General features: G+C 63.6%; 1 pseudogene. It reads right to left on the bottom strand.

Annotated features, from left to right (window positions below):
• Nucleotides 1-4,958 (bottom strand): annotated as a pseudogene (locus A6A27_RS39560) (hypothetical protein); the annotation flags it as partial.
• Nucleotides 4,959-5,965 lie beyond the last annotated feature (1,007 nt).

The following is a 5,965-nucleotide window of genomic DNA, read 5'->3' as shown; positions in this document are numbered from 1 at the left end:
AAAGCGAGATAGGCCTGCGGCACCTGCGGCAGCCGATCTCTCCCGACCCGACTCGCCCCAGCAACCACCGCACCACCAGCCACCGAACCCGGCGGACGCAGCCGACCATCCTGAGACGACGAACCAGAACTTGGGGCCGAATTCGACTCGCGGCCGATCGTTCCGGAGCTTTGCTGCTGCCCGACGCGGCCGGCAGCGGCCGGGGACGAGACAACTCCCAGCTGGGCCGCGGCAGCGGCAGCGTGTTGGGCCGCCACGGGCGGATCCGTTACTACGGCAACCGACCGGGTCACCACGATCTGCAACGCAACCGGCTCGGCGTGCGGCATCCTCCCGCGCAGCGCCCTGGTTATCGCCGCAACGACACGGCGGAACGCACGGGTCGAGTCGCCTGGTAGCGGGGTCGACGTAGCCGGATCCATATCGACCTGAATGACAACGGGCCGATCCCGACGCATCAGGGTCTTAACTGAGATGTCGATGTCACCGACCGCGATTGGCAACGCGCTCGACAGCGGCGGTCCCTGGTACCGCTGCAGCGCCTGGGCGAGTTCCCTCCGGAACATCTCACTCACGGTCTTCCGCGGGGCGCGGAGGCCAACGAAGGTCACCTTAGGTAGCGGCAGTCCCGCACCCCTGCGTTGGACAGCCACCCGCGCGGTACGACGCGCCAGCCTCCTCACGGCAACTTGGTGATCGCTGGTGAGGGTCGTGGCCCCCGGCTCGACATCGAGGGAGTGCCGCTCGTGCCGCTCGTCCGGTGACTTCGCCGCCAGGATGTCAGCGATGTCGGACGCCAACTCGTTCGGCGCCGCGCCCGCGCGTGCCCGCAATTGCTGGAACGCCTTGCTCACGTCATCCGCCGTAAACTCGGGCGGACGCGCTATCTCGCCATTATTCCATTTGGCACGTAGCACACTGCGGACCTGGAGCATCAGGCTGTACACATCGGGGCTACCTGGCCCAGTAACAGAAGAATCCGGCAATACACCGTCCGTCGTAATCCCGGGGACCGGCAACGGCCGCGGCCGGTCGTACGGCGTCGTTGACGGCTGCGTGACCGACGTCGTCGACAGCTGCGCCCCGGGCGTAGTCGGTGGCTGCGCTGCTGGGGGCAACGGCATGGGCTTGTGCAGCGCATCGTCGATCGACTGCACGGCAGCCCGCACGTCGCTTATCGCCGTCGCCACCGAGCCGTCATCCGGCGACGAAGGTGAACGCCCAAACTCCGCCAGCTTCTCCTCAATCGTCAGCAGACGCTGCTTGAAAGTGCCGAGGCTTCTTAGCCACCCTGGTTGATCCACGCCAGCGAGGAGCGAGAGCAGCCCCAGTTGTTGCACGATCTCCTCGTAGTCCTTCTCACTGAGGAGTGACAGCTCCTCCGACGCACGTTGCACGGCCTGGACCGAATCGAGCATTGGCAAAGCGGAGCGCACCAGCGGATCCTGCAAGATTAGTCTGAGCATCGCCGGCGCATCCGCATGGTTCGCGGCCAACCTGTCGAGAAACTCAGCCTCCTCGTCCAGCGACTGACTCTTTGCAATTATCTCGTCGACCTCGTCGAACATTTCTTCCGGGTCGGTGAAACGCGCTTCGACATGGTTTCGCACCTCCCACAGAGCCTTGGGCCTCCTATACCTACCATCGTTCGTGTCCAGGTTTTGGAAATCTCTATTAGAATAGTCTTTATTTACCCCAAGCGCTTCGAATTGAGTGAGCCACCGCCCAGGAGTCTCCTTTACCGCATTTTCAATGTATTGCCGAACAGTATAGTCCTCACCTTTGAGGGCGATCGCGAGAATATCCTTCTCACGCGCCATCGGGATCCGGTCAGGATTCCGGCGAAGATTTCGGCTAACCAGCAATTCTTCAACACTTGATGAATTGTTGTCGAGCCACTCCCCCATCGCGGGGGACAACTCCTGCCTTACCACGGAAAACGGATTCCGCATCGCCGCAGTCACCTGGTTCTTAAGCAGACCTTGGCCTTTGATAGAGTAATCGAGTAGTGCCACAACCTGTGTGTAGAAGGCAGCCGCGTAGCTGCGGAGTTCCGTAACGTATTTGACGGAGCTGGCGAGCAACTTTAGGGTGGCAGGTGAAATCTCCTGTGCAGTCCCTTCCTGAGCCAGGAACCACTCCATAAAGTGCAAACTCACATCGTCAGCGAATGCCAGAGCGTCGGCGAGACGGTCCCGCTTAGCGCCATCCGGAGTTAGCCCCAAGAGATGCTCAAGAAATCTCTCTGTGGCGGCCAACTCCACTCCGATAGTGAATTGCCAATAGAACCGATTCTGGCCAGACGGGGCAGAGAAGATTCGCGCATGGCGGCCGACTTCGGTGACCTTATAGCCACGCGTGCCGCGGAACATGCCAGTAAGGCGCGCTCCCTTGCTCGGGTTTTCCGCATCGTTCTGGTTCCACAACGGAGCCGTGTCCAGCTGTTCCCTTACCTCCAGGAATGACCGGCGCCACTCGTCCTTACTCTGTCGTCCTTCATCGTCCTCCGATGAGGCGATCGGTTCCGAGACCTTCTCCACAATCCACAGAATCACCTCTTCCGCACCGACAGGCTCCGGATCCCCGTAGAGATCATCGGAGAGATCGGAGGGATCGTGCAGCCGGCCGTCGCTCCCCAGCCAATATCGCCGCTGGTCAAGCACTAGCTTCCAGCCGGGCGCTGTGGCCAAAACCTCACCGGGGGCCACCAGTTTGGCTATCTCGGGCGGCAGTTTAACAATCCAGGGACCTTCCACCTCAGGGCCGACCGCGCCGTGTTTGCGGAGGATGTTGTCCGGGTCGAGGAGCGCCTCGGCCGTAGCGTCGACCGGCTCGTTCCGTAGGACGTCGTCCAGACTGGATGACTTCCGCTCCGCCGGGTCGAACAGCGCGATCCTCGTACCAGGATGGGCCAACTGCCTGACCCAGTCCTCGTTAGCGTCGTTCTCGAAGCTGCCAGGACGCTGCGGATCCAACCGCCGCACCACACCCTCGTCGTCAACCCACAACCAGTACGCGTGCCGCAGCCCCGGAAGCCCCCCACGCACCCGGGGCGGAACCTCCGACACCAACACCATCGCCCCAGGACTGTCCCGCAACCGGTTCTTCAACGCACCCAGGTCAACATCCCGTACCGCAGTCAACTCACCGTTAAGCGCGGCCAACACCGCCGACAAATCAGTCGTCGCCAGCTGACCATCATCAACCGGCCTGTTCGTAAACCGGCCATCAGTCAGCAACCCATAACCGGCCGCCACCAACGGCACACAAACCTCCGCAGGCGCCCGCACCAGCAGAGGCTCCACCTCGGAAAGGAACCTCTCCACCCGGGCACGCCTCCGCGCCACCGCCGCGTGCTCCGAGCCGGGCGTGGTCTCCAACAATGCGGCCAGAATCTTCCGCGCCTCCTCCCGCACCACAGCCGCCAACTCAACCGCCGACAACTGCCGCACCTCAGATGAAGGCCCCACCTCAGCCGAAGGCAGCCGTGGCGTCTGCGCGGAGCCCACGTACATGGGGGGTGGCCCCTCGAGGCGGGGCTCCTGGGAATACCCGGGTGGCTGCTCGTTCAACTGCCAACGGCCCGCAACGAGGGTCATTTCCCCTCGAAGGTTCCGCAGGTCGACGACGGCCAAGGTCTGACCGCCCTCCTCGACATACCTGACGTACCGCTTCGGTAGCCGGACTTCAGTGCTGCCCAGAAGGCGGCCAGGCCCCATGCCACCGAGCCGAACGACACCGACGTCGCCCTGGAGGCGCCACCGGTTCAGCGACTTCTCCTGGGTTCTGCGATTACGGCTGTGGAACGGTAGCGTCAGCTCCACCCAATCCGCGTCGGGCGTGGGACCGCCAGGAGCCGTTTGACCACCTCGCTCGTCCGGATCCGGCGCGTCCGGGCGCGGATCCGGCTCACCCGCCGGACCCGACGGCCGCCCCGGCTCATCCGGCTCAAATGCCTGCCGGGCTGTGGCGTACACCCCTCGTGGATGCAGCGCCAATGGGGCTGAGGCCAGGATCTCCAACGCCTCCCGTCGCGTCCCGGTCCATTCACCCTCGTGCGTGACATCCAACAACGCGATAAGGAAGTGTTGAAGACTTCCGGTAACGATACCGTGCCGGAAGAAACCGCCGACTTGCGTGATCCCTGCCCCGCTCCTTTCCGCATGCCAGGGGCGAGGGATATGAGCGGACCGGCTCTCCCCGGGGCGTGGGACACCGATCGTGGCGGGGGTGACAACAACCACCTTGAGCTTCTTCAGTTCGTGAACGAATGCGGAGTCCCGGGCCACCTCATGCAGTACGACGACGGGCCGGCCCGCACCCGCGGGGCGCTGCGGCAACAGATCCTGGTACTCGTGTGCGTTCTTCCAACCATCGACCCAGATACGCGTTTCGGCCGGGCCAACTCCATCTGCCTCGGTATTGAGCCGGCCGAATTCGATGGTGAGCCGGTCGCTGCGGGGAAGACTCTCCAGCGCAAAATAGTCTTCCGCCGGACGTGGGGTAACTATTTGCAGGCCGTTTCGGTACTGCGTCACCCAGCCCAGTTTGAGGTGCTCATTGTCAAAGTTCCTGGTCACAAGGATCACAGACGACGCCGGCTCCGCCTCAGTAGCCGGCAAGTTTATGACGACGATACCCGGCGGGTTCTTCCCTGCGACACCGTCTTCCTGGGGAAAAATTTGGATAATCCTCGCCGGCTCGCCCTCCTGTGGCAGCCGCCACACCGTGCCCCGAATTAACAGCTCTTCCGTTGTCCGTGTCTCATCGAGCGGCACCCGCAACTCGGAAGCCCATTTCATCTCCGTTCCGGAAATCGCCAACGCGTACAAGGGCGGTGCAGGACCGTCACTGTCACGGAAAGAAACACGAGGCGACCAGTTTCCCAGCCCTACCCGGTCGCCCGTCACCAATGCCCGGCGTAACTCCTCCACATCAATCAGCCCATACTGGGACATAGGCGCGACCGTCCGTGCATGAGGGAGCGCGTCACTCAACTTTCGGAAGGTTCGGCCGTCGGCAGGCGAATAGTATCTTGTATATCGGAACCGGCCGTCCCAATTGCCGGTCTCAACAACCAACCCGGCGGCCGGCCGGACGGGGTCGTTTATGAACGCCCGACGACCAACCTCCCGCTGGACTCGATCCCCGAAAACCCTCGCATCTTGCTCCTTTGCCCCGATCGGCACGAGCACCAGCGGCCGACTGTAATCCACCGAACGCGAAATCTCGAAAAGCAACCGGGGTATCTTCCACTGGCGGCCTATGGCGGTTACCGCGTCGGCCCCAGATGCCAGCTTGACGAAGACAACATCTGCTCGCCTACCCAGGTCGGAAAACTCGCGAAGAATCGCCTTGGCGGCCGCCGCCAAATTCGAATCAACCCAGACCGACGGATGGGCTCCCTGCCACGGGGCCTGCCACGGGAAACGTGCTTCCCGCGACGGCCGCACCCACCACACCCCGTCTTCCATCCGCGACAAGGGGTCCGGGGCCGGGTGCCACTTACCGTCCCGCTCCTGGCCCCCCTCCGACGCCGAAGCGCCCGCCGCGGTCGTCCCCTCATGACCCGGAATAGCCGACACACCCCCGGTCGCGGACGCCCCTCGCGGTTCGTCAACTGACGCCGAAGGCGCTACCTGCCGCGACTCCTCCGGCCGGCTCGAATCCCCCGCAGTCGAGGCCAGTCCGTCGTCCGGTACGCCCCCGCGCGCACCGGCCAACGACGTCAAGTCCTCACGCGGCACCGGCAACGAACGACCATCCCCCGCACCCGACCCACGACCAACCAGCCCAGAACCCTGCGCCGACGCAGACGGCACCACCCGCTGGCGGTCACCCCGCGCCGGGCCGGCCTCCAGCAGGCTGTATGTCCGCTCTAGAGCATCTTCAACAGCTCGCAGGTTGCCTATCGCTGTCTCTACCGAACCATCTCTCGGCGCCGAGAATGTTTGCACATATACGG

Source organism: Micromonospora sp. CB01531 (genome assembly GCF_001905095.1).
GTDB lineage: Bacteria > Actinomycetota > Actinomycetes > Mycobacteriales > Micromonosporaceae > Micromonospora.
Note: the sequence above shows the minus strand (reverse complement) of the source record. Positions and strands in the feature narration are given on the sequence as shown.